The organism is Citrobacter sp. RHBSTW-00944 (assembly GCF_013615435.1).
GTDB classification, from domain to species: domain Bacteria; phylum Pseudomonadota; class Gammaproteobacteria; order Enterobacterales; family Enterobacteriaceae; genus Citrobacter; species Citrobacter braakii.
Map to the genome: position 1 here is coordinate 2,788,418 of NZ_CP055418.1, position 19,992 is coordinate 2,808,409.

A 19,992-nucleotide genomic window follows, 5' to 3' on the forward strand; every position below is an offset into this window, starting at 1 on the left:
GATCACCCCATATCCTTGAGTTCATTAACCGCACGCCATGCCTGGTCGATGGCCGTATGGGCATAAGCGCCCCAGTCAGAATCGGAATTAGCGATGGCAATGCGACCAACTGGCTGACGCGCCCGCTCGATAATTTCTGGCATTTTATCCATATCATCGAACAACGCGTTGGCGTAATACGCATAGCCATGCGCCCAGCGGTTAACCGTAATGGCGGTGATATCGCGTTGATTATCAAAGCCCGTTGAGCCAAACATTTCCTGCAACTGGGAGCGAATCATCTCCTCATGCGTCGCAAATGTGGTCCCCAGTAAATACGCTCGCCCCAGACGGAATTGCTCTCTGGCCGACAGATTACTGCCCGGATAAGTAGGCACATAGACCATGTGAATGACCATCGGTTCGTCCGGTGAGGCCGGGTGTTGATACCCGCCGATGCTGACCGGATAGTCGAGCTTAATCCGGCTGTAAGGTGCCGCCGGAGAGTAAAATTCATGCACACCAAGCTGTTTGAACGCCTGCCAGTTTTTGACCACCACGTTGGTGTACACCAGCGGTGCCTTCACGTTCAGTTTGAGATCCGCTTGCTGCTGTTCCGGCATCTCAGGCACCAGATACGGGATCATCATGTTATAGCCCGCCATGATGGTGTTTTTACCGCGCACGCGATGCATTTTGCCGTCACGCAGATAGGTCACCACCACGCCATCCTTTGTGTTGGCCGCATTAATCACCGTGCTATTCAGACGCAAGCGCGTGGTGTTTTCCGGCAGATCCAGCTTTTCGTAATGCAGTCTGGCAAGGATAGAGTCTTCCATCGTGTTACCCGGTAGCGCATCCGGCAGCATATACCTGACTAACAGTCGGGCCAGCCCGGCGTTACCGTCAGGGAAATGGTAAACATACGGCTCTTCGAGGTCGGCCAGCGACTCGCCGTCCAACGGCGGTATTCCCAGCGCCTCCATGCCGGGTAATGCGCACGCTCTGGCATCGCTACAGGAAATGCCTTCAATGCCGATGGCAAAGAAGTCATTAGAACGCTGCTGAAAATAGAGCAGCGCCATTTTGCTCAAACCAACTTTTGTGGCCAAAAATTCACTGTAGCTGTGGGTATCCAGCCATTCCATTTTCTCATCGACCGTCATGCCCGGAAGATAGTCGCCAGGATGGACGTGCAGGTCGATCAACGCCTTTCGGTCGTGCTCACTTAGCGGAAAATCATTGATAAAGTCTTCAATTTTACGGCCATTGAGCCTGTTCGGCGGGATATCATCAGATACCGCGCGCCCCGGATCGCCGCTGACGATTTTTGTCTCGCCAAAATTCTTTTTGTCGAAGAAAACACCGCGACTGAGCTGCCAGTCGGGGTAGAAGTTTACGTCAAAACTCTCTTTTAACCGCGTGACGCTGACGCCCACGGTTTCCATCAGTTTTTGCACCTCAGGGCTGAAATTGTGCGCGGGCGACTGGAATGCTTCGCTACCGCCATAGCCGAGTAATTTCTTACCTGAGCTCGTAAATTCGTTACGTTTGGCGTGTCCGCCAAAATCGTCATGGTTATCGAGGATCAGGATCCGGCTATTTTGCCCGGCAAGCTGGCGCCAGAAACAACCGGCAGCCAGCCCGCTAATACCGCCGCCCACAATCACCAGATCATACTCTTCCTCAACGGGCAGAGCGTTTAAATCAAAATGTTTATGCTCGCGGCCTACTGCATGCGCCATTTCAAACGATCCAGGATGATTACCCCGCAGCCCCGTCAGCCCAGGCGGATAATAATTTCCATCTATAAATGCGTTTCCCTTTCCTGCCGCCCTGACCCATTCCAGCGGGGTAAGCCCCGCCGCAATAGTCACCGCGACGCCGTTGAGAAAATCACGTCTGGTAATTGCCATTAACTTTTTTCCTTATTGCTACACACTGCCCTAAATACGACACAAATAAGAGATGTCCCCCTTCATAGTAATAAAGGGGTACAGCCGACTATTTCCCTGGCTTTAACTCTTCATCCAGTTTTTTAGAATCATAATAATCGCCCTGCCAGGTGATTTTATCTGCTTTAACATGAATATAGCTGACACCTTCAAATTTTATCGGATTATTTGTCGGCGGACTCCCTGCCCATTCGCCACTATTTTTGCCTGAAAATTCCCAACGAAACGCCACGGTATCTTCGTCGTAAACGGGTTTGCCGACCATTTTCCAGCTCAGATCTGGCACCGCCTTAATAAAGGCACCGATAACCTCTTTTTCAGCTTTTTCTCTGCCATTTATCGGTTCGCCAGCGGCGGCATCATAATAGACTGCGTCATCAGCAAGATATTGCGCGGCTCGCGAAGCATCGTGTGCATTCCAGGCTGCCATGTACTCTTTAACGGTATTCAGCGATGTGCTTTCTGCCAGGCTATAGCCCGAGAACATCACGAATGAAAGCACCGCTATGTTTAATGTTTTCATCGAAATCCTCTCTATTCAGAAATGTCACACATGATATGTTTCACCCGGGTATATTCTTCGAGCGAGTAGGATGAGAGATCTTTGCCATAACCCGATTTTTTGAACCCGCCGTGCGGCATTTCGGCGCACAGAGGAATGTGATTGTTAATCCACACGGTGCCAAAATCGAGGTCAATGCTGAAGCGCTGTGCGCGACCATGGTTACTGGTCCAAACGCTGGCGGCCAGACCATATTCCACATCATTCGCTTTGTGTAGACCCTCTTCATCAGTCGAAAACGGCTGAATAGTCATTACCGGTCCAAATACTTCATGCTGAATAGCTTCGTCATGTTGATGCAATCCGGAGACGATCGTCGGCTCAAAATAGAAGCCCGGACCTGGCCCGGCACGCCCACCCGTTTCAATTTTTGCATGTGCCGGTAAACGCGCAATAAAGCCTTTCACCTGCTCCAGTTGGTTTTTACTGTTCAATGCGCCATATAGCGCAGCCTGATCCGCTGGCGGTCCAAATTTAATACTCTTCGTTTTCTGAACCAGCTTTTCCAGGAATTCAGCGTAGATGGATTGTTCGACCAGAATACGCGTAGCCGCCGTGCAATCCTGGCCAGCATTGAAGAAACCTGCCGTGGTGATCGTCGCGATCGCCTTGTCCATATCTGCATCAGCAAACACCACAGCAGGCGCTTTCCCGCCCAATTCCAGATGCGCCTTGGTCAGGTTCGCCGCAGCCGAAGCCGCAACCTGTAGACCCGCGCGGACCGAACCGGTAATCGAAACCAGTGAGGCCTTCGGGTTTGAAACCACCAGCGAACCGGTACTGGCTTTACCTAATACGACGTTAAACGCCCCTCTTGGGAACAACGGCGCGGCCAGTTCAGCCAACAGCAGCGTGCTGACCGGCGTAGTGTCGCTGGGTTTTAATACGACCGTATTGCCTGCTGCCAGCGCTGGCGCAATCTTCCATACCGCCATCATGAACGGGTAGTTCCATGGCGTGACTTGGCCAACGATACCCAGCGGTTCACGGCGGATAGTCGAGGTAAACCCGGCGGAATATTCCCCTGCCGCTTTCCCTTCAAGACAGCGCGCCGCACCGGCAAAAAAGCGGATGGCATCGCAGGATGCCGCGATCTCTTCCTTCTCAATAAAATGGCGAAGCTGACCGGTCTCCTGACTCTGCGCGTTCACCAGCCGCTCAACGTTTCGTTCAATCTCATCTGCCAGTTGCAATAACGCCTTTTGCCGCTGTGCCGGCGTCGATTTTCGCCAGATGCTAAACGCCGCCTCCGCCGCCGAGTAGGCCTGCTCCACCTCTTTCGCATTGGCGTTGGGTGATAATGCGTACGTTTCGCCGTCGACCGGACTCACCAGTTCGAAGGTATCTTCGCTACGACCTGCTACATATTGCCCATTGATAAAATGCTTCAGGGTTTTCATGTCTGTCTCCTGCCCGTTAATACATAAAGAATCTTATGTAATATATATATTGTAAAAGATTTTCAAATGCGCAACATTGACACTATGATAAGCCTCGCATTTTTAACTTAATTTTTACATTTTCGGGATAAGGCTTTTCATTGTGAGCTGAGGCTTTATGCTCAGCTCATCATGAGGTTATCGGGACACACACATCCGCTTGTGCAGTGACATTGCGCATAGGCATGTAAAATAACTCGGCCATTCTTACCTTCCTTGCCTGACGGGCATGTGTTAAAAATGGTCGTTGTTTCAGGGAATTGAGTGCAGAAAAGATTATGATTACTCACGCGGTCATATTTGCGCCTATCGGGCAGGTCAGTCGTTCAGACCAGATAGTGCAGCGCCTGTCAAACGCCATTATCACGGGGTTGCTGGAGCCAAAAGAACAGCTCCCCAACGAAACTGATTTGGCAAAGATGATGGGTGTCTCACATATCACTATCAGAGAAGCGCTAAACACGCTTCGGGCTAATAATCTTATCCATACGGTTCGTGGTCGTAATGGCGGGAGCTTCGTTTGCGAAAATATTGATGGCAAAAACAGCGCCCTGCATCCGTTCAAAGCGATCAGTACGGATTATCTTTCTGACCTGGGCGAAATGCATTGCGCCATTATCAGCCATAGCGCAAGGCTGGCTTCCAGACGGATGACCGGCGCGGATATCGCCAAATTTCGCGAGTTTGTTGAGGTGCTCAGCAAGGCAAACTCACCAGAGCTGATGACCCAGGCCGATATGCGCTGTCTACTGGCGATAGCTGCCAGTTCACATTCCGCGCGACTGGCCAATCAGGAGCTGCAGGTCCAGGCTGAATGGGCATCGCTGGTGGCGATACTTTATCGCGCAGACAACATTCATGCCGAAATTATTGCGCTTTACTCGGCACTGGCCGATGCGCTGGCTGCTCACAACGAGGCAGAATCCGTGCAGCTTGCCACACGGATCATCGACACGTTTACCTATTACCTTATTGAAAAAAAGCTGAAATATAACTCGAACTGACAATCAGTGAAGGCAGGACAGACAATGAGCTCTTCGACATCCTTAAGCGCATTAATTCGTAAGATTGATGATATTACCGCCTCTACCGTAGATTCTACCGTTGCGCTGGCGAGGAGCATCCATGAGGCGATTTCCGGGGTGCAAAAGGCCTCAGCAGAAGTTGTCCTCGATCCATCGGTGAGATCTACCGTTCAGCAACACATCAAGCGCACCCTCAGTAACAATCATTACTGTTCAGGGGCCGGGTTCGCCAGCCATATTGAGAGCACTGCCACCACAAAAGAGTATTGGCTGCTGGAATGGTGGTATAAGAAAGATAATGGTTTGAGTCAGGCAAACCTCGATTTAGATCAGGCCACCCAGCAACGTCTGGATTTCAGAACCTTCGAGTGGTTTAAGCACTCACCTCCGGCAGGAAAAGCCTATATCCACGGTCCCTACGTCGACTATATCTGCAATATTTCCTACACCCTGACCTCGGCAGTGCCGATCTACTACAACGATCAGTTTCTTGGCGTTGCCGCCGTCGATCTGCTGGTCAGTCAGATTGAGGCCGAACTGCTCTCCTGCGCTCATCCTGACTATGTCATTCTGACCAATCTGGAAAACAGAATTATCTTTTCCAGTTGGCCACGTTTTCGCGTGGGTGAATTACTCTCTCCCGCAAACAGTACCGTTGTTTATCAGAGCGACTACTTTATCCTTTATCACTATCAAAACTAAGGGCCCGAAGGCCCTTAGTGTTTAGTTATCCTGCCCCATATTCAGCTTGTTAGCGTAGGCAATGGCGTCGTTTTCCGGCGCCGCAGAGCGACCAAACGGTCGGGTCAGGAACATATAGATAAGCCCGGAGCCAACGACAATCGCCAGGCCGAACAGTACCGTCCAACGGTCGATGAAATCGCTGCTGTCTGCCGGTTGCGCCAATAACCAGATCCCACACAATCCATAGGCTAGCGCCAGCACGTTCACAATCACGCCCCAACCGCCAATGGTCCACTCCCCGGCCGGTTTCCAGCCTTTCAGGCGCTGGCGCAGTGCGGCAAGCACAACCATCTGGAACGAGATATAAATACCGATGACGGCAAACGCGGTAATACGCGACAGGTTGTCTGGCTGGAAATAGACCCAAACGCAGATGATGACTGGCAGCAGACAGCTAACAACCATGGCATTATCCGGAACGCCATTTTTAGAGATCTTTGACATCCACTCACTTCCCGGCAGCATTCTGTCACGGGAGAAAGAAAAGATAAGGCGGCTTAACGCAGCCTGCAGAGACAAAATGCACGACAGCATCGCCACAATCGCGACGATGATAAAGATAGTTGCACCAGTTTCACCAAGAGCTTCATTAAGGATGGCCGGAATCGGGTCAGATGTTTTGCCATTCACGATACTGACCAGATTTGGTGAAGCCAGGAGGTATCCCATGACGGAAATAATCGCCGAAATCGCACCAAATACGATGCTCAAAATCATCGCAACCGGGATCTTTTTACTTGGATTCTGTACCTCTTCCGCAACGTTACCGCAGGCCTCAAAACCAAAGAACATAAACAGCCCCATCAGCGCGGCAGACATAAATGCGGTGGAATAGCTGCCGTCATGCGCCAGCACGCCCATCGAATCAAAAATAACGGAGGATGGCTGCGAACGGTGGAATATCAGCAGATAAATTCCCAGCGCAATCACGCTAACGATTTCACACCAGAAGCCAATTTTTGCGACCCGAGCCAGATTTTTAGTCCCGGACATATTAACAGCCATCATCAAAAGCAGCAGCAGGACGGAAGTCGCCAACATAGTGGCTGGCGTCTGACCATAGTGGAAGAGCGACTCAACAAATGTTGACGTATATTCCGCGATTGACGTAATGGTGACCACCAGGGCCCACAGGTAAATCCAGGCAGCGATCCACGCATATTTCTTGCCCCATAACCTTCTGGCCCAGGGATAAAGCCCGCCGGTTATCGGATACTGGGAAGCCACCTCACCAAACACCAACGCCACTAAAAGTTGTCCACATGCGACGATTAAAATCCACCAGACTGCGGGCGGCCCCGCCAGCGTTACGGCCAGTGCAAACAGCGAATAGACGGCGGTAAGCGGCGAAAGGTAGGTAAAACCCAACGCAAAGTTTGAAATAAGACCGATCGAGCGATTGAACTGTTCTTTGCCATCTTTTTGAAAATTATCGTTTTTCTTATCAGGTGTCTGTTCCATATAGCTTTCTCTTTTGTGGAATAGTCGCAGGGTTGAACAATTAATGTATAAAAGATATTAAGTTATATGTATAGTGATTTTGTCGCTAATTTGTTAAAAATGATCGCGCATCACGTTAATTAAAAGGTGGGGGTAGAACAGTCGAGGGCACAAGCATTTTTCGGTATTTCCGCTTCACGGTTCTTTAGCAATGGCGAATTGTTGGTCAACTGGCGGGTAAACAGGCACCCCGAATTGAGTTCGACGCTAAGTAGCAAGAATCGCTGCTGTTAAGCAACATTTTTGCAATATAATAATGTGATGTTAAACGCTGAACCTGAGCAGGTGAATGATGGAAATTGATCTCGATAATCTGGTCTTTGATGGACTGGAAGAAGCACAAGAGCGTAATGCTGAACGTCTGGAAGATGCAGACAAGAAAGCGCAGGACATTATTGCTGATAATGACTGCGGCGACGCCTGTAAAATCTGATTTCCAAACCGGCGCAATGCCGGTTTTTTTACCGCCAGACTATGCCCCTCCTCTTATCTACATATCCCATCGCGTTTACCCATTGTTAACACCGCTTTCACTAATAACATTTTGTAAATAGATAAGAATTTTTTCTTATTTTGTCCTGAACGTAAGTTATGGGAGCGTAAAAAGCACAAACCAAAAACGACAGGGATTTACATCATGATGGCAACGAAAACTTATCGCGCTAAAAAAACATTGCTGGCACTCGGTGTGCTGCTGGCCACCGGCATTGCCGCCTCGCAGGCTCAGGCTGACCAATTGGCCGATATCAAAGCCGCAGGCGTAGTAAAAGTTGCGACATTCGACGCGAATCCGCCGTTTGGCTCCGTCGATGCCAAAACGCATAAGATTGTCGGCTATGACGTTGATTTTGCTGAAGCGCTGGCGAAATCCCTCGGCGTAAAACTGGAACTGGTAGCGACTAATCCGGCAAACCGCATTCCGTTATTACAATCCGGTAAAGCCGATTTAATCGTGGCGGATATCACGATTACGCCTGAGCGGGCGCAGGTCATTGACTTCTCCGTCCCCTATTTTGTTACCGGGCAGCAGTTCCTGGTACCGGCCAAATCCCCGGACCAGCTCGATGCATACAGCAAAGCGCGAATCGGTGCGGTGAAAGGCACTACCGGTGAGCAGGCGCTACATCAGCGCTTCCCGCAGTCACGTGTGCTGGCCTACGACGATATTCCACTGGCGTTAACCGCGCTACGCAATGGCAATGTTCAGGCCATCACCCAGGACAGTACGATTCTGGCCGGTCTATTAAGCGGTGCGCCGGATAAAGCAGATTTCAAAATTCTGCCTGACCTGTTGAGCAAAGAAGAGATTGGCGTGGGAGTGAAAAAAGGTGAGCCAGCGCTGTTAAAAGCCGTCAATGATGAGCTTTTGAGGCTGGAATCTACCGGGCAGGCGGCAAAAATTTATGATGTCTGGTTTGGCCCTGAAACCAAAAATCCGCAACCCCGCGCCTTTAAAATAGAAGCGAAGTAATATGCTCTCAGCCCTGTTTCATCGTTGTGCAGTTTCCGCGGCGGATTTTAACCATTTGCGCCAGGCAAGCGTCGAACTGCGCAATGTCATCAAACAGTTTGACACTCACACCGTACTTAACGGCGTCAGCCTGTCAGTTGAACCCGGTGAAGTGGTGACTATTCTGGGCCCTTCTGGCTCGGGAAAATCCACGCTTATACGCCTTATCAACCAGCTTGAGTCGCTCAGCGGTGGCGAGATTTTCATTGATGACAAACCAATTAGTCAGTTGCGCGGGGCTGCATTACGCCAGTTACGCAGCCGTATCGGTTTCGTTTTTCAGCAATTCAATCTCTATTCGCATCTGACAGCGCATCAGAATATCTCGCTGGCGCTGGAATATGTTCACGGCTGGAACAAGGCGGCAGCGGCGCGTCGGGCACTCGAATTGCTGGATCAGGTGGGACTAGCAGAAAAAGCGAGCGCTTATGCCGCACAGTTGTCCGGTGGGCAGCAACAGCGCGTGGCCATTGCCCGCGCGCTGGCCTCATCGCCACAAATCCTTCTGTTTGATGAACCCACCTCCGCGCTGGATCCAGAAATGATCGGCGAGGTATTACAGGTGATGAAAAACCTGGCCCACAGCGGTATCACCATGATCGTCGTGACCCATGAAATGCATTTTGCCCGTGAGATTGCCGATCGCGTGGTATTCATCGATGGCGGTGAAATTCTTGAAGTGGCCGCGCCGGAGGATTTTTTCACCCGGCCACAGCACCCGAAAACCCAGCGTTTCCTGAAAAAAGTGCTCGACCCGTTACACCAGGAGTCATCGCTATAATGCTTGCAATGGACTGGCAGGGAGTGCTGAGCGGGCAACCTCTGCAATGGATAATTTCCGGTTTTCTCACCACGCTCTGGGTGACACTGGCAGGTGTCGTACTCGCCACGCTCATTGCCATCTTCCTACTCGGCCTGCGTCTGACGGGCAATCGCTTCAACAAAGCGGTGGTCAGTGTATGGGTTTCGGTGTTTCGCAACACGCCTTTACTGGTGCAACTGATGTTCTGGTATTTTGCCGCATGGAACTGGCTGCCCCGCAACGTCATTAGCTTCATCAATGCAGAGCATCCCTGGTCTATTCTGCCAGGCGATGTCTGGTGGTTAACACCAGAGTTTATCTGTTCAGCATGGGGGCTGGGCGTATTTACCTCGGCATTTTTGGTCGAGGAGATCGCCTCTGGTTTACAGGCGGTTTCTCCCGGACAACGTGAGGCTGCCGTGGCGCAGGGTTTTTCATCCTGGGCGACGTTTCGTCACATTCTGCTCCCTCAGGGACTGGCGAACGCCTGGCAACCCATTGTTGGGCAATACCTTAACCTGATGAAACTTTCCTCGCTTGCCAGCGGTATTGGATTTGCTGAGCTCACCTACCAGGTGCGGCAAATTGAGAGCTACAACGCGCACGCGCTGGAAGCCTTTGCTGTTGGCACTGCGCTCTATCTGTTCACCGGCATCGTTCTGGGTATGCTGCTTACGCGTCTTGGCCCACGGCCTGCATCGGGTAAATCGTCCAAGGTTAAAACGCGTATCTTCAGCGTCAGGAGCATACTGCATGATCGCTAACATTTCGGTCATTACCGACAATCTTGATTATCTCCTGTGGGGACGGGTGGCGGATGGACAACCCGGCGGCGTTCTGCTCACTTTGTTGATGGCTCTCGGCGCGGCGCTGCTGGCCTTGCCTGGTGGGATAGTTCTTGCCTGCTGCGCCTGGCGTTTTCCAGGCACGGTTCGCAACGGGTTGTTTATCTGGGCGGAGTTTATTCGCGGCATTCCGCTAATCTTTGTGATTTTCTGGATGTGGTATTTGCTACCCATGCTGACCGGAAGCGATCTCCCCGGAGCCGTTACCGTGACGCTGGCGCTGGCATGGTTCACCGCCGCCTCGGTCATGCACTCAGTGTATGCAGGAATTAGCGCGCTGCCTGGCGGGCAATATGATGCTGCCGTGGTTCAGGGTTTTCGCCCGTATCAGGCCCTGTGGCTTATCTTATTGCCGCAGGTGCTGCGTAACGTACTGCCATCGCTGACGGGGATTTTTATTGGATTACTGAAGGACACGTCGTTGGCGTTTATCGTTAACGTGCCGGAACTCACAACGGTTGCGGGTCAGGTTAACAGCCGGGTACAAATCTATCCGGCAGCCATTTTTATCTTTACCGGACTGGTCTATTACCTGCTGTGCCTGAGCCTGGAGAAAATCACCCAACGCCGCTTCGCGCTAAAATGAGATCACGGCTCAACATTCCACAAACTGGTGGTCTTCGTTGAGCCGATATTTCACGCCCGCCCGGATGTTATTTTCCCCCTCAACGGCAAGCGCAAAACGCATTCTCTCGCCATCGTGATAGGCCAGCGCCGCGCAACCGCCGGGACCGAGTATTATCGAATCGACAACACCGGTACTGGCAACAACGGCGTTCTCTCCGCTGGCAATAATGTGGATGTTGTCGGCGCAGTTGGCGATTTTAGACTCTGCGCCAAAACAGGCCAACTGGGTTAAATCACCACCGCAGGCAATCCGATTTCTGTCGCCGAGCGAACTGATGCGTACGCGCATGCCGGTACTGGCGATACGCGTCCCGTCACCCACGCTACTGATACGTGCCGAATTTCCCGCAACCGCAATTCGCCCGCGATCGCCTGAACTGCCGATATGCGCGTTATAGCCTACGCTACCAATACGTGCGCTGTAACCTGCGCTGGCGATCTGTGCGGCATACCCGGCGCTGGTGATTTTAACGTTATCGCCTGCACAACTGAATCGGGCATTATCTTCCGCACTCGCCAGCGGACGGCTGATTTCCCCCGCCGTTTGCACACGGGAAATATTACCCATCGCGCGAATATCCTGCTGGGCAAAACTCGCCTCTTCCCGCCATTTTGACCAGCCGTATTCCACCAGGCTATTTGCCCAGTCTGTATACCCTTCCCGCTGGAGCGCACGATGGACATCAGCGTAGCTTCCGCCAGTTGGAAACGCGCGTAGAAACCAGCGATACATTACGGGCCCAACGCGCCAGGCCCGTAAGTCACTTCGCGTAATCATCATCGCTTAATGCCGGTGATAGCCATCCACCATACACTTGAAAGTTTCGCCCGGCGTACGACCTGTCGTGCAGAGATAAAGATGCCCAAAAATGAAAAACAGACTGATTATTGCCAGCGCGAAGTGCGCCTGGAGCAACCAGTAACGCACGCCGGGGAACAGGTCACCGACAACCGTCGGATAGAGCGATAACAACCCTGAGATCAACAGCAGTGGCAGTAAGCCATACATCACGCCAACATAGGCCGCCTGCTGTAGCGGGTTGAATTTACAACGCTTTGATGCCGGGAATGGGTGTGACTCGCCCTGCATAATGCCAAACAGGTAAAAACGCGTTTGTCTTTGTGCTCGTCCGATCCAGCCCTGACGTTGAATAATATAGTGATGCCCGTTGCCGCCAATCAGATTGATCAGGACAAAGCCAATCCAGCAGGCGAGCAGCAAAAAGCCGCAGACCTCATGCACGGTAAGCAGGCTTTTCATCACCGACGCACTGACGACGGAGAAGTGATTGACCAGGCCACTGACCAGAAGTAGCAGAAATAGCAGCGCATTCGACCAGTGCCACAAACGAACGGCCTTCGAGTATAAATAGACTTTCTCACCGTGCCCTGCCGACGCTTTATGCGCGGCCCGAAAGCGCAGCATGGCGTGTAGCGCCAGCACCAGCCACATCCCCACCAGCATTAACCCGGCGATGACCAACCACACAGGCCAGTAGTCCGGTGAAAACAGGGGAACATACTGTGCAAGCTGGGCGTGAAACTGTTCGGCATTCTGCGACGCGTTCATACATTTTCCTTTTTAATCAAATGTTGACCGAACCGACGATACAGATGGGGTTTCCCGGCGCCTGCAAGTTGATGCTCGTAATACTTATTTTCTCTCAACCAGGTCTGAATTTCCGGGCTATCTTCGCGACCAAAAATCAGCGCATGTTCCGGGCAGGCGTTAACACAGATCGGCGGGAAACCTTTCGCCAGACGAGATTCAGCGCAGAAGTCGCATTTATCCGCCACTTTGGTCTGCGGGTTGAGATAACGCACCTGATAAGGACACGCGCCAATACAGTAACTGCAGCCGATACAGGAAGACGTGTCTACCCGCACAATGCCGTTGTCATCTCGCCATGAGGCGCCGGTCGGACACACCTCAATACAGGGGGCATCATCACAGTGCTGGCAGGACTGACGGAAGTAGTGATACAGCGTTTCGTTGTCGTTGTCCGAAACCGGAATATGAGCTATCGACAAACGGCTACCCTGCGCAGGAACATGATTGGTTTTCCTGCATGCGCGGGCGCAGATATTACATCCGTTACACAGTGATTCATCGTGAATCATGACGTAATGTACGTCTTTAGAACTCCTGGTACTCGCTAACAGATTTTGACCTGGGCCAGTGAAAAAAATCACCGTCCCCATGCCAATGACAAATTTTCGTCGGGTGAAGGACATCGGGTTATCCTCTAATACTGTGACAGTGGTCGTCCACACGTTCCATGACATCAACCTGAATAATTCAGGGGTTCTGATACTGCTCAACCTCAAGCCATTCGCACAGGCCGTACGCTTTGCCATAACTCATAAAACGTTCGCTGAACAAATAAGGCTCCGCATTTGACGATTCCACAGTCCGTATATCTGCATAATCGGGATGCGTTTCCATGGCCGTGAGCGCAGCGGCAATCTGTTGAGACTCAAAGCGATACGGCGGTTGCGTCAACATGGCGACCTTATAAGGGCGAGGATACGTTCGACAGTCGAAGCGTACCGCCTCGGCAATCGCACGGCAGATGTCGTTTTCCACCACCTGCACACACATGTCGGCGTAATTTGCCGTCATGGTTTGCGTCGAATAGAAATATGCTTCTTCCGCACCCTGCACACAGGTGATATCCGCACCATTCGCGTCCTGGCCCAGCACATCCAGCAGCGCGGAAAGATCGGTTTCAGGAACCGAATAAGGCGGCAGCAAAAAGACACTGCGCGCCACCAGTTGCCCCGATGCTGAATGCTGACGGATAAAATCTGCCACAATCGACTCCGGGCTGGCTGGTTCCTGAACCTGGGGCGCATTCATCTGTTCTACAGGCGGGTGAAACGCCTGCAGCCACTGTCTCTTTCGGCTATCCACTTCGTCAGGAAACGCCTCAACGGGGGTCAGAACGTCGCTCACGTTAGTCATCTCGCATTCCTTACGCCGGCAACAGATCTTGTGCAGCCAAATCAGCGGCTACATCTTCAAGTCCGAGTCGGTTCAGGGTTTCACGCGTTGGGCAACCCAGTTCTGGATCCCAGCCCATTTCCTGATAGAACATCGTCAGCGACTGACGCATATCCTCCCGGTCCATCTTGTCGGTCCCTTCAGTGAAGACCGGGATCTTCGGATCTTTATCAAACACCCAGGAGCAGATGAGATCGTGCTCATTGCGCATATCTTTGGTTTGCATCAATTTGACCGTATAGGCACGGTGCAGGGTAAAGATGCGTTCAGCGGCCAGGTCCAGACTCTCCTGCGTGGTTTCATCGCCAGTGACCGCCTGGAAGAATTTTGCTTCCAGATCCAAATCGCCGCGATAGTTACGGCTCTTGAGTGGTGAAACCGTCATCGGCCACACCCAGTTGCACAGCGTAACCGCGTTATGCAGGCAGACTTTCAGCAGCGTCCATTTGGCATATTTGATCTTGGCGGCATTGATCGGGGTGTAGTTTTTGGTTTCGTCGTATGCATCCTGCGAACCAAATAGCTCGCCCGCCACTTCGCGCTGTAATTTCAGCGGTAAACCGGAACCGATGAAGTTGATATGGGTATGCGCCATACAGTCACGGTTAAACATACAGTTGGTGATCGCCCCCACCTGTGCAGAGGCCTCGTTTGCATGGTGGACAGGAAAACCAAACGGCGACCACAGTTTATTTTTGGCATAACCCCAGTACTCTTCGCCCAAATCCCAGCGTTCAGCAATGGCATACGATCCGTCCGCAAGATGGCTGAGTTCCCCCACGCGATGTGCCAACCGGTAGTAAAAATCCTTAATAAAATGAGGATCGCCCGCTTCCAGCTGATCCCAGCGGATCTCCGCATACTCTTCAGCTGGCAGTACGCGCTTAAAGACGCCTTTCGAATAGCAGTAAGTAAAATCACGGTGCAACTGCCCGTAGTTACACCAGATGCCATAATCGTCAAACAGGTTCAGACCAATCAGATTTCCCACCACGCGCCCATCGTCTTTATCGTCGAAATCTTTCGGGCCATTGGGGAAAATGGTGGTGTGGACAAAGTTCGCCACGCAGGTGTTACCGCCGGTACTTGGCACGCCAAAATCTTTCACCCGCGGGACATTGAGCTGCGACATACAGCGAATGGGGCATGAATGGCAGCCGCTCATTTTGACCGTGTATTTCTCAGCAGCTGGCCCCAGATCGAATACGGATTTATAGGTACGGAAACCCACGGTATTCTGGTTACCCGGCGGGATTTCCCCGGTTTCGATTGGTCCCCCTTCTGCCGCGCCCCAGAACAGTCCCTTACGGGCCGTCCAGCGCGAGTTTGGCGAAGAGTATTCTGCCCAAGCCTGCGGGGTGCTTGGCACAACGTGGTTGTTGTTGGCACCGATGAGCTCGGTCATCATGTAATCATTGAGCCGCTTCATCTCTTTGCGATCGGCAATATTGACCCCTTTGGTCCCTTCTACCGCAATAGCCTTCAGGTTTTTCGACCCCATTACCGCGCCAGTACCGGCGCCTCCGCTGTGGTTGCGACTGTTGATCATGCAGGAGAGCGGCACCAGATTTTCACCCGCCTGGCCAATAGCGGCGACGCAGGTTTCCGGGCTGGTAATGCGGCAAATCTCTTCGGTTGTGGCGCGCGTTCCCTTACCCCACAGGAAATCGGCTTTTTCGATGCTGACCTTTTCGTCTTTAATGTTGATCCAGACAGGCGTCGCGGACTTGCCTTCGATAATAATGGCGTCGTAACCGGCGAATTTCATTTGCGCAGCGAAGAAGCCGCCCATATGAGCATCCACCACTAAATTGCCTTTGGTAAAAGTCGATAAGGAGGTGATATTGACGCGGGAGCTACAAGGGGCACCAGAGCCCGTTAATGGCCCGGTGGCGAAAACCAGTTTATTCCCTTCATCAAAAGGCATGGTGCCTGGCGGGACTTCGTCGTACATAATTTTATAACCAAAGCCCATCCCGCCGACAAATTTTTTAAATTTACTGGAATCTTCAAGGGTGATATTCCCCGTGGTGAGATTGACCCGTAAAATATTACCTGTCCAACCATTAGCCATCATGTTTTCCTTTGCAAGAAGGTTTAATAGATATACCCGCCATCCTTCAGGCAGTTTTTTTTGCAAAACTGCGATATTTTTGGCAATTAATGACGCGTATCAGGTATGCCTGCTATCTATCAAACAGTAATATCTTTCCACTCGATAATTTTTAATGCCCCAGTCGGACAAGCATTGGCGCACTCCCCACATAACACACATTTTGAGGATTTTTTTGTTTCGGTATTCACGGTCGCCATCATCCACGGGCAGGCGGTGGTACAAGCGCTGCAGCCAATACAACGTTTATGATCCACCGCAATACAGCCGTCTTCCTGTTTCCAGGTAATAGCACCAATGGGGCAGACCTTCATGCATTGCGGATCTTTGCACTGACGACAGGTATCAGCGGTATAGTTTAAATCGCCATACAGTCCGCCACCGGACCCGACGCCATCATCGCCAAAGAAGTAGTTGCGATGGATTTTTATACGGGAAAAGAAAGTCCCCACGGCACCATCGTTATAGTTGGTACAGGAAATTTCACAGCGGTGGCAGCCAGTACAGCGCGCTCGCTGGGTCACCAGCACCCCTTTCGGCGTATTGATAAGCCCCACGGTACCGCTGTCGATATCTTCCTGCTTACAGCCAAAAAGTGATAACAGTGCAGGGGCGATGGTTAATCCCGCCAAACCTTTTCCTGATATCCGCAGAAATTCAAGCCGCGTTAAACCACAATCTAAAAATGGACGATCAACCTGATTCATTTATTTCGCATCCTCTTCGCAAACGCTGTGTTAGCAACACCTCCAGGCTAAATTAAACCCGTGCAACTCAAGCCATTTCGGGCGGTTAATGTTGCCAACAACACGTAAATTTTTGCCCTAACCTGATCGCGTAAAATGACGGTGGTTAAACTGAATGAATCTAATCCTTTAGGGTTAGGCGTAAAGATAATGTGGTTATTCAGCGCTCATAGTTTTGATCATCATCAATTAAAAAACGGAAGGGAAATAATAAATGCGGAGTGAGATTTATTATCATTAAGATAAGTTGAAATAATATTTCACATGCTTTGCAAATATTTGTGACTCTACTCGCATATATATTTTTATATATCATCCGAGATATAACTTAATATACAGCGGAGATTACTCCTCTAATTGCAGCACTAAATTATATATATTGATAGATTAACGTGACGAGAATAAAAGGACGGCGAACGAGACCACCATCCTCTTTTTGTGGATTAACCGGCTAATGCTTTAATTACGGTCTCAATAGCCTGTTTTTCTAACTCGCTGCGCTTCACGCGCTGGTTGGCGAGGGTGGTTCTCAGTACTCCCGCAATGACGATATGCTTAGGCTCTTGTCCCAGATCGCGCATTTCCAGCACTACTTTACCGACTACTCTGCACATTTCACGGTACAACTCATCGTCTTTGGTCTGATTTCCCATTTTTTCCCGCTCGTCATTAACTCAAACCAACAGCATATATCAGTCTGACTGATTAGACAAAATTCAATGAAAATCAAATAAATGTCATAAATTTACTGAATCCTCTGCAGTCGATTAACCAGTTCAGCAAGACTCCCCGCCTGCATTTTTTCCATCACCCGCGCCCGATGAACCTCAACCGTGCGCACGGCAATATTCATGGCATCAGCAATTTCCCGATTCATTAACCCTTTTGCTACCAGTTGCGCCAGCTCTCGCTCCTTTGGCGTAAGCTGCTGATAGCAAACCACGATCTCTTGTCGCGAAAAGGCGGCGTGAGAAATCTGCACTGCATGCTCTAACGCCGCTTGCAGAGGCGCGGCGGAAACCGGCTTTTGCAAAAAATCGACCGCACCGCGTTTCATTTGCTCAACCGCCATCGGCACATCGCCATGCCCGGTGAGAAATACCACCGCCAGCGTACTCTCACGCTGGCGCATGGCTTCATGCACAGCATGCCCATCCAGTACAGGCATACGCATATCCAGCAAAAGTACGCCCACCTGGTGCAGATTTGCCTCAGCGAGGAATGTTTCGCCTTGCTCCCAGCAACACACCTCATATCCCAGACTTTCCAGTAAAAACGCGCAAGCCTGGGTGACGGCAATATCGTCATCCAGCAGATGAATGATTGCCACGACGGCCTCCCTCCGGGTTTTGCTTAAAATGTAATGTCACTACAACGCCCGCTTTTTCATCTGGAGCCTGATGATTTTTGATCTCAATGTCTCCGTTTGCGTAGCGCACCAGCCGCTGGCAAATGGCTAGCCCCAGCCCCATGCCCTCTTTACGGGTGGTCATAAACGGCTGAAAAGCCTGGTACAGCTGCACCTCATCAATACCTCCGGCGTTATCCTGCACCTGAATACTCACATCACCATCCTCACGCTGAGCGCAAAACCACACGGTGGTTGCCCCCGCCTGGGCGGCGTTGAGAACCACATTGGCCAGTACCTGTTCGAGGAGAACACTCGGCAACGTTAATGTTAACGCCTTACCGATCTGCGTTTGCAGCGCTACCGCCGGGAATTGCTGGGGCATGCGTAATAATTGCCAAACGTGATGGATAGCATCATGAACGTTGACGACCTGCCAGTCATCGGTCATCACCGGATTGCCCTGTGCCTGGCTGACCCACTGGCGTAGATTGTGCAGCGTATCAGCCCCCCGCTGCGCCTGGGTATCAATGTGCTCCAGCGCGGGCAGCAGCGGATGCTGTTGATCCTGATTACGCAGGCGGATCAGACAGCCCTGCGCATAATGACGGATAGCCGATAGTGGCTGATTGAGCTCGTGGGCAAAACCCGACGTCATCTCGCCAAGCACGCTCATTTGGCGAGCGGTTTCCAGCTCCTGTTCCTGTTTGCGCAACAATACGTTGTTTTGCTCCAACTGCCTGCCGCGTCGGCGGACCAGCAACATCACCCAGATGTAATTGAGCGTCAACAACAACAAGACAAGAGCCGCGGCCCCCATCGCCAGCCGATGTTGAATAAACCAGCTTTTGACATCCAGCCACAGCTGGCGCTGCTGCGGATGCTGGCGGACATCGCGCAGCAACGCTTCCACCTCGCGGGTCGAGGCGGGCGCCCCCCAGCGAAACGTCGCGTTCTGCGGCGCATTGAACAGGGCCCGCGTGACGCGATCGGCCAGCTCGTCGCTTACCGCAGGCAGTGCCGCAAATGACCAGTCAGGATAGAGCGGCGTACTGGTTAAACAGGGAATCGACGTTGGATGGTTAAGCACGGCCGTAAAATCTGTTTTACGAATAAGCCCTTCTTCGTCCATTTTTTCCAACAGGCACACCGGCACAATCACTGCCTGCACGGCTTTTTCGCGTAATAAATAGAGTAAGGCATCGGCGGGAAATCCGGTAAACGTCAGGCGCAAATCGCGTTCCGGGCGCAGCCCGGCATCGCTGAGCGCTTTATATCCCAGCAAATAGCCGCCAAATGCCTGAGCATCAATGGCACCCACCGTTTTGCCGATCAGATCGTGTGCGGAGGTTATCCCGCTATCGCGCCTGACGAGGATCGCGCTGCCAATCACATTACTGGTGGCTTTCCCCCCGCGAGTAGAACGGAGTGACGCCAGCCAGCGTAGCGCAGCGCGGCTGTTTAGTTGAACAAATTGCGCCGGATTAGTGACCACAAATTGTACCGTTCCACGATTCACCGCCTCCTGCATCTGCCGCAGGTCCAGTGGTTGAATGTGAAACTGTTCGCCGGGAATTTGTTGATTCAACAGGGTTTCCAGCGGCTGCCAGTGATTACGTGTGGAGATATCCCCACGCATCGCCAAAACGCCAATGTTCCATGTCTGAGCCCTGACCACACCGCTTAGCATCCATAGCGATACCAGCACCGTCAGACATTTTGCTACGTTGCGTCCCACTCAATTATCCCTGTCAATTATGTTGTTTTAGATCAACAACAAGCCGGGTATGTGG

The 19,992-nt window shown here is 51.7% G+C and carries 20 protein-coding genes; 7 read left to right on the forward strand and 13 right to left on the reverse strand.

The genetic code is table 11. The features are described 5' to 3' along the window. Nucleotides 1-2: 2 nt before the first annotated feature. The 3 genes from HV334_RS13420 to HV334_RS13430 form a co-directional block, all read right to left on the reverse strand. A complete protein-coding gene (locus tag HV334_RS13420) occupies nucleotides 3-1,895 on the reverse strand; it encodes an FAD/NAD(P)-binding protein (protein ID WP_181220480.1) in 1,893 nt (630 codons plus the stop codon). A gap of 88 nt (nucleotides 1,896-1,983) precedes the next feature. Next, a complete protein-coding gene (locus HV334_RS13425; protein WP_181220481.1) occupies nucleotides 1,984-2,457 on the reverse strand; it encodes an ester cyclase in 474 nt (157 codons plus the stop codon). Between the two features lie 11 nt (nucleotides 2,458-2,468). Next, nucleotides 2,469-3,896 carry a gamma-aminobutyraldehyde dehydrogenase gene (locus HV334_RS13430; RefSeq protein ID WP_047499621.1) on the reverse strand — a complete coding sequence of 476 codons (1,428 nt, stop codon included), beginning with the start codon at nucleotides 3,894-3,896 and terminating at the stop codon, nucleotides 2,469-2,471. 317 nt (nucleotides 3,897-4,213) lie between these two features. Between HV334_RS13430 and HV334_RS13435 the strand changes: the two genes are divergently transcribed. Together HV334_RS13435 and HV334_RS13440 are read left to right on the forward strand one after the other, a co-directional pair. Beyond that, nucleotides 4,214-4,939, forward strand: coding sequence for a GntR family transcriptional regulator (locus tag HV334_RS13435; protein WP_016156385.1), 726 nt, complete (start codon nucleotides 4,214-4,216; stop codon nucleotides 4,937-4,939). A gap of 24 nt (nucleotides 4,940-4,963) precedes the next feature. After that, nucleotides 4,964-5,662 carry a cache domain-containing protein gene (locus HV334_RS13440; RefSeq protein ID WP_049281872.1) on the forward strand — a complete coding sequence of 233 codons (699 nt, stop codon included), beginning with the start codon at nucleotides 4,964-4,966 and terminating at the stop codon, nucleotides 5,660-5,662. Nucleotides 5,663-5,683: 21 nt separating this feature from the next. On the opposite strand, the gene HV334_RS13445 is transcribed toward HV334_RS13440, so the two are convergent. Next, nucleotides 5,684-7,165: an APC family permease gene (locus HV334_RS13445; RefSeq protein WP_181220482.1), complete on the reverse strand. Its 1,482-nt coding sequence runs from the start codon at nucleotides 7,163-7,165 to the stop codon at nucleotides 5,684-5,686. Between the two features lie 331 nt (nucleotides 7,166-7,496). On the opposite strand from HV334_RS13445, the gene HV334_RS13450 reads away from it, so the two are divergent. From HV334_RS13450 to HV334_RS13470, 5 genes are all read left to right on the forward strand, one after another. After that, nucleotides 7,497-7,637 (forward strand): hypothetical protein, encoded by a 141-nt coding sequence (locus tag HV334_RS13450; RefSeq protein WP_016152930.1) that lies wholly within the window; start codon nucleotides 7,497-7,499, stop codon nucleotides 7,635-7,637. A 204-nt stretch (nucleotides 7,638-7,841) separates the two neighbouring features. Then, nucleotides 7,842-8,675 carry an ABC transporter substrate-binding protein gene (locus tag HV334_RS13455; protein WP_047417771.1) on the forward strand — a complete coding sequence of 278 codons (834 nt, stop codon included), beginning with the start codon at nucleotides 7,842-7,844 and terminating at the stop codon, nucleotides 8,673-8,675. Between the two features lies 1 nt (nucleotide 8,676). After that, nucleotides 8,677-9,495 carry an amino acid ABC transporter ATP-binding protein gene (locus HV334_RS13460; protein ID WP_181220483.1) on the forward strand — a complete coding sequence of 273 codons (819 nt, stop codon included), beginning with the start codon at nucleotides 8,677-8,679 and terminating at the stop codon, nucleotides 9,493-9,495. Next, entirely contained in the window at nucleotides 9,495-10,280 is a 786-nt protein-coding gene (locus tag HV334_RS13465) for an amino acid ABC transporter permease (protein ID WP_181220484.1), read from the forward strand. Before HV334_RS13460 ends, HV334_RS13465 begins: the two co-directional genes overlap by 1 nt. Then, the gene (locus HV334_RS13470; RefSeq protein WP_019076692.1) at nucleotides 10,270-10,947 is read left to right on the forward strand and encodes an ABC transporter permease subunit; all 678 of its coding nucleotides are present in this window, start codon (nucleotides 10,270-10,272) and stop codon (nucleotides 10,945-10,947) included. Before HV334_RS13465 ends, HV334_RS13470 begins: the two co-directional genes overlap by 11 nt. 9 nt (nucleotides 10,948-10,956) lie before the next feature. Here HV334_RS13470 and ydhT read toward each other — a convergent pair whose 3' ends face one another. The 9 genes from ydhT to ttrS all read right to left on the reverse strand — a co-directional run bounded on the left by ydhT (nucleotide 10,957) and on the right by ttrS (nucleotide 19,889). Further along, nucleotides 10,957-11,769: a protein YdhT gene (gene ydhT / locus HV334_RS13475; RefSeq protein WP_016152925.1), complete on the reverse strand. Its 813-nt coding sequence runs from the start codon at nucleotides 11,767-11,769 to the stop codon at nucleotides 10,957-10,959. Nucleotides 11,770-11,772: 3 nt separating this feature from the next. Continuing rightward, nucleotides 11,773-12,558, reverse strand: a complete 786-nt coding sequence (gene phsC, locus HV334_RS13480; RefSeq protein WP_019076690.1) for a thiosulfate reductase cytochrome B subunit — start codon at nucleotides 12,556-12,558, stop codon at nucleotides 11,773-11,775. After that, nucleotides 12,555-13,223 (reverse strand): 4Fe-4S dicluster domain-containing protein, encoded by a 669-nt coding sequence (locus HV334_RS13485; protein WP_016152923.1) that lies wholly within the window; start codon nucleotides 13,221-13,223, stop codon nucleotides 12,555-12,557. Before HV334_RS13485 ends, phsC begins: the two co-directional genes overlap by 4 nt. Nucleotides 13,224-13,287: 64 nt before the next feature. After that, complete coding sequence (locus tag HV334_RS13490) at nucleotides 13,288-13,953, reverse strand: YdhW family putative oxidoreductase system protein (RefSeq protein ID WP_046274687.1); 666 nt, start codon at nucleotides 13,951-13,953, stop codon at nucleotides 13,288-13,290. 10 nt (nucleotides 13,954-13,963) lie between these two features. Then, entirely contained in the window at nucleotides 13,964-16,066 is a 2,103-nt protein-coding gene (locus tag HV334_RS13495; protein ID WP_046274686.1) for an aldehyde ferredoxin oxidoreductase, read from the reverse strand. Between the two features lie 119 nt (nucleotides 16,067-16,185). After that, the gene (locus HV334_RS13500) at nucleotides 16,186-16,812 is read right to left on the reverse strand and encodes a ferredoxin-like protein (protein ID WP_038640293.1); all 627 of its coding nucleotides are present in this window, start codon (nucleotides 16,810-16,812) and stop codon (nucleotides 16,186-16,188) included. Between the two features lie 482 nt (nucleotides 16,813-17,294). Continuing rightward, nucleotides 17,295-17,504 carry a fumarate hydratase FumD gene (gene fumD, locus HV334_RS13505; RefSeq protein WP_003029345.1) on the reverse strand — a complete coding sequence of 70 codons (210 nt, stop codon included), beginning with the start codon at nucleotides 17,502-17,504 and terminating at the stop codon, nucleotides 17,295-17,297. A gap of 92 nt (nucleotides 17,505-17,596) precedes the next feature. Next, entirely contained in the window at nucleotides 17,597-18,181 is a 585-nt protein-coding gene (ttrR, locus tag HV334_RS13510; RefSeq protein ID WP_103766242.1) for a tetrathionate respiration response regulator TtrR, read from the reverse strand. Next, the gene (gene ttrS, locus HV334_RS13515) at nucleotides 18,156-19,889 is read right to left on the reverse strand and encodes a tetrathionate respiration histidine kinase TtrS (protein ID WP_249415070.1); all 1,734 of its coding nucleotides are present in this window, start codon (nucleotides 19,887-19,889) and stop codon (nucleotides 18,156-18,158) included. The genes ttrR and ttrS overlap by 26 nt, the downstream gene beginning before the upstream one ends. Nucleotides 19,890-19,992 lie beyond the last annotated feature (103 nt).